4 protein-coding genes are annotated in these 5097 nt (G+C 57.5%); 1 reads left to right on the top strand and 3 read right to left on the bottom strand.

Annotated elements, in window-relative coordinates; translation table 11 throughout:
- On the bottom strand, positions 1-599 hold a 599-nt coding region (locus M0974_RS03190), incomplete at its 3' end, for a glutathione S-transferase family protein (RefSeq protein WP_297832684.1).
- Positions 600-833: 234 nt separating this feature from the next.
- On the opposite strand from M0974_RS03190, the gene M0974_RS03185 reads away from it, so the two are divergent.
- Complete coding sequence (locus M0974_RS03185) at positions 834-2027, top strand: benzoate/H(+) symporter BenE family transporter (protein WP_297832681.1); 1194 nt, start codon at positions 834-836, stop codon at positions 2025-2027.
- 161 nt (positions 2028-2188) lie between these two features.
- Here the strand turns inward: M0974_RS03185 and M0974_RS03180 are convergent, their stop codons facing one another.
- A complete protein-coding gene (locus M0974_RS03180; protein WP_297832678.1) occupies positions 2189-4156 on the bottom strand; it encodes a methyl-accepting chemotaxis protein in 1968 nt (655 codons plus the stop codon).
- 191 nt (positions 4157-4347) lie between these two features.
- On the bottom strand, positions 4348-5097 hold a 750-nt coding region (locus M0974_RS03175; RefSeq protein ID WP_297832675.1), incomplete at its 5' end, for an LD-carboxypeptidase.

Here is a 5097-nt window from a genome sequence, read left to right as displayed (position 1 = left end):
TCCAGCATTCCGATATAACCTGGTTGCTGCACCACACGGGCGAGCCACTGGCGGATGGCTGGGTATGCTTCAAGGTCGAAACCGCCCTGATCGGCAACGTGGGTGTACGCGTACAAAGCAATGTCGGCGATGGAGAAATTTTCGCCCACCAAGAAAGAGGTGCGGGTTAGCTGCTGCTCCATGACGGTCAGCGCCCGGTAACCGGCTTTTTGCATGGTGCGATATTCCGCCATGCGCTCTTGCGGCAAGCCCAAGTAAAACTGGATAAACCGGGCAACGGCGATGTAAGGCTCATGGCTGTACTGTTCGAAAAACTGCCACTGCAGTACTTGAGTACGCAAACGAGGCTCGCTGGGCAGGTACTGGCTGCCATCAGCGAGGAAGTTGAGGATTGCGTTGGATTCCCACAGATACGTGCCGTCTTCAAGCGCCAGCACCGGAATTTTGCCGTTGGGGTTCATTGCCAGAAACGCCGGCGTCTGAGTTTCGCCGCCGAGGATATTCACCGGTACCCATTGGTATTGGATACCCAACAGGTTGAGCATCAATTTGATCTTGTAGCAATTGCCTGAGTTGTAGTCGCCGTAAACCGTGTACATGCACTTCTCCCCGCTACGTTTTCCCGTAAAAGACATCACGCTATCAATGACATGATTAAAACAGGCAGCGAGTATATCGCGCCATGCCCCCTTCAAGCGGCTCGACTGTGATGGTGCTCGGATCGTCATGAATTTCGCGACTGTACGGCTCATTGCGCCACTCGCTGTATTGCAGCATGGGGCAAGTATCGGGTTTAGGATTACGCACGACCGATCGCCGTTAAGGAAAACCGTATGACCGAAGTCACCACCCCTACCCGCCTGCGGCCCTTCGCCGACAGTTCGCCTGCTGCGGTAGTCGCCGGGTTCATTGCGATGATGACCGGCTGCACCAGTTCGTTAGTGCTGATGTTTCAGGCCGGACAGGCAGCGGGCTTGACCAGCGCACAGATCTCGTCCTGGATTTGGGCCCTGTTCATTGGCATGGCGGTGTGCAGCATCGGTTTGTCATTGCGTTACCGCACCCCGATCACCGTCGCGTGGTCGACGCCTGGCGCAGCCCTTTTGATTACCAGCCTCGGCGGTGTCTCGTACGGCGAAGCGATTGGGGCGTTCATTACCTGTGCCGTGCTAGTGACCCTGTGTGGTGTCACAGGCAGCTTTGAACGCTTGGTCAAGCGCATACCGGCGTCGCTGGCAGCGGCATTGCTGGCTGGGATTCTGTTCAAGATCGGCAGCGAAATCTTCGTCGCAGCGCAGCACCGCACCGGATTAGTGCTGAGCATGTTTTTTTGCTACTTACTGATCAAGCGCGTGTCGCCGCGTTACGCCGTGCTCGCCGCATTGATCGTCGGCACTGCCATATCAGGTGCACTCGGGTTACTGGACTTCGTCGGATTCGCCTTGGAAGTAGCCACGCCGATCTGGACCACGCCGTCGTTTTCACTGGCAGCCACGATTAGCATCGGTATCCCACTGTTTGTAGTCGCGATGACTTCACAAAACATGCCTGGAATCGCGGTATTGCGCGCAGATGGCTACACGGTCGCGGCGTCTCCTCTGATTACGGCGACCGGCGTTGCCTCGCTGCTGCTGGCTCCCTTCGGTTCCCACGGCATCAATCTGGCGGCGATCAGCGCGGCAATCTGCACCGGGCCACACGCCCATGAAGACCGCAACAAACGCTACACCGCCGCCGTTTGGTGCGGGATTTTCTACGGGATTGCGGGAGTATTTGGCGCCACCTTGGCCGCCTTGTTCGCAGCGCTGCCCAAAGACTTGGTGCTGTCGATAGCCGCGCTGGCGTTGTTTGGCTCGATCATCAACGGCTTGACCGTCGCCATGAACGAACCCAAGGAACGTGAAGCGGCGCTGATCACCTTCATGGTCACCGCTTCGGGCCTGACGTTGTTCTCGATTGGTTCGGCGTTCTGGGGGATCGTTGCCGGGGTGCTGACGTTGCTGATTCTGAATAGCCGCAAGGGCTGAAATGACGGCGGTGTATCAGATACACCGCGTTAACTTCTTCGCGAACACGTTCGCTCCCACCGGGATTTGGGTGATGCATAAATCCTGCAGGAGCTGCCGAAGGCTGCGATAGGCCAGAGCAGCAGGAGCAGCAGGACCTATGCCAACACGCTGGCTCCCAGTCACAGCCGGAAGTGCCCGACCATTCCTTTAAGCTCAGTACCCAACTGCGCCAATTCGATACTGGAGGCGGCGTTGCCTTGCATGGCCATGGCCGATTGATCGGCGCTGGCGCGAATGCTGGTAACGCTGCGGTTGATCTCTTCGGCGACTGAGCTTTGCTGCTCGGCGGCTGCGGCGATCTGCTGATTCATCTGCTGAATCATCGACACCGCTGCGGCGATGCTGCCCAGCGCGCTTTCGGTCTGCAGTGCGTCGCTAACCGCCATTTTCACCAATTCGCCGCTGCTCTGAATTTGCGCAACAGACGCCTGAGCACCGCTTTGCAAACTGATCACCAAGCGTTCGATTTCTTCCGTCGACTGTTGAGTACGCTTGGCCAGCGCCCTCACCTCATCGGCAACCACCGCAAAACCACGTCCCTGCTCACCTGCACGAGCCGCTTCAATGGCAGCATTGAGCGCTAATAGGTTAGTTTGCTCGGCGACGCTTTTGATCACCCCAAGGACCTTACCGATGTTCTGAATTTCGGCGCTGAGGTTCTCGATACTATGGCTGGCGGAGCTTGCAGAACTGGCAAGCGCCTCAATCCGCTGCATGCTTTGACGAACAACCTGCTGACCGCTTTCAACCTTGTCATCGGCGGTTTGCGCTGCCTGCGCAGCTTCTTCGGCGTTGCGCGCCACATCATGCACGGTCGCCGTCATTTGATTCATGGCCGTGGCCACCTGCTCGGTCTCTTCGCGCTGGCTATTGACCTCCAGATTGGTCTGCTCAGTGACTGCCGATAGTGAATGAGCGGAAGTCGCCAACTGCTCGATACCCGCCTGTAGACCACTGACGATACCGCTCAAACTGGCGCCCATCTGTTGCATGGCAAGCATCAACTGGCCGATCTCATCATGGCGCTTCACCTGTACCGTGGCACTCAAGTCACCGGAAGCGATCTGCTGTGCGGCACGAATGACGCTGCGCAGTGGCGATACGATCAAACGAGTGATGGCCCATGCGGCAATCAGGCCGACCAACAATGCCAGCACCGATGAGCCAATGATCTGCATTGAATTGGTTTTGAGTTGCGCCTGCATTGCCTGATCCTGGGCTGCGTACGCCTCGTTGACGCGCTGCACCACTTGCTTGGCGTTGTCGGCGAGCTGCACGTTGACTTGGGCTTCGTTGGCGAGCAACCCAGTGTATTCGTTCAATTTTTCGGTGAAGTTGGCGATATGGGTGCCGCATTCGGCCAAAACGGTCAGGTAACCCGCATCTTTGATCGACCCTTTCAATTGTTCAGCCAGCACCAAGGCCTGATCCGCCTGTTCGATCTTGCCTTCTTTAGGCGGCTCGCCAGAGCCTTGTTTGCGGCTTTGATCCAGGCGAATCCGTGCCTCGTCCATGGCCTGCAACATCAACCGCGACACTTGGCTGACCTGGTTGGCCTGTTCGAGAAACTCAGCACCGTCCTTGCCTTGGGATTCTTTCAGCGCATAGGCGCCGTCATCGGCCAATCCACTTTGCAGCACGTCCAGATTGTTGGCCACGCTGGACACTGACCAACTGGCCATTTCCAGCGCCAGGTCTTTGCTTTGGCTGATGCTGACGAATTGGTCGAAGGATTTTCGGTACGCCGCGAGCGCGGTTTGTACCTGGCCCATGGTTTGATTGGCAGCCGATTGGCCTTTGAGTTGCTCGGCCAGTGCCTGCAGCGCATCCACACCAGCGTGCAGGCTTTCGACCACTTTCGGATCGCCGTGCAGCGCGTAATCCTGCTCTTGCAAGCGCACTTTAAGCAGGCCGCTATTGAGCGCCGACATCTGCTTAAGTCCATCGAAACGTACGCTAATGGTTTGCAATGACCAGACACCAATCGCAGCAACGAGCGCGGTCAGCAATAGAACCAGGGTAAAACCAATCCCCAGTTTCTTCGCCATCCCAAGATTGGCAAAACGTCCTTGCACGGCCGAAATCATAGCGCTCAATCCCCGTTCGAATGTCAAAGGTGCTCAGGCTATTGATCAAGCCGTTCTATGCATATGCAGATTCTCAATGGGACCGTGCCAGCACAAGCCTCTGACGCCTGAATAATGGCAAAAAGCTAGGTGGCCGTCGTTTTTAGAATGCTATTGGTCGGCTATGCCTTGAACCATCGCTCCGCAACGCCTCAGCAGCACGCCGGCGCCACCCATAAGGTCCCGGCATCGGCGTCCAGCGTAGCGAAAGTCCCCAGCGGCACGGCGATGTTGGGATCACCATGACCGATGGACAATCCGCCCAATACGGGAATGCCAAAATCGCCCAATCGCTCGTTGAGCACGTCCGATAGGCTGATTTGCCCAGACACACCGACCGGCTCACTGAATTGCCCCACCGCAACCCCGGCGACCCGTTGCAAAATACCGCAATTGCGCAAATGAGTGAGCATCCGATCCACCCGGTAGGCGGATTCGCCTACGTCTTCGAGCAACAGGATTGCACCGTCCAGATCAGGCATAAACGGTGTGCCAACCGAGGTGCTGAGCATGCTCAGGTTGCCGCCCAGCAACAGGCCATTGACGATGCCTTTGGTGCGCACGCTTGCTGTGGCTTCCTTGGGGTCAGCCTTTATGAGCATGGGTTCGGTGGTCATCAGCGTGTGTTTGACACTGCTACTGGTCAGACCGCCGCGCTCTAGCTGCGCTCCCACCGGACCATGGATTGTCGCCAGCCGCGCGTTGCGCCACAGTGCGGCGTGCAGCGCTGTAATGTCGGAAAAGCCCAGTACCAGCTTCGGGTCGCGTAGTACGGCGGCGAAATCCAGGTGTTCGATAATGCGCTGCACGCCATAACCGCCACGGTTACAGATCACCGCACGAATATCAGGGTCGGCCAAGGCATCGTTCAGGTCAGCGGCGCGCTGCTCATCGCTGCCCGC

Source organism: Pseudomonas sp. (assembly GCF_026224925.1).
Classification (GTDB): domain Bacteria; phylum Pseudomonadota; class Gammaproteobacteria; order Pseudomonadales; family Pseudomonadaceae; genus Aquipseudomonas.
Note: the sequence above shows the minus strand (reverse complement) of the source record. Positions and strands in the feature narration are given on the sequence as shown.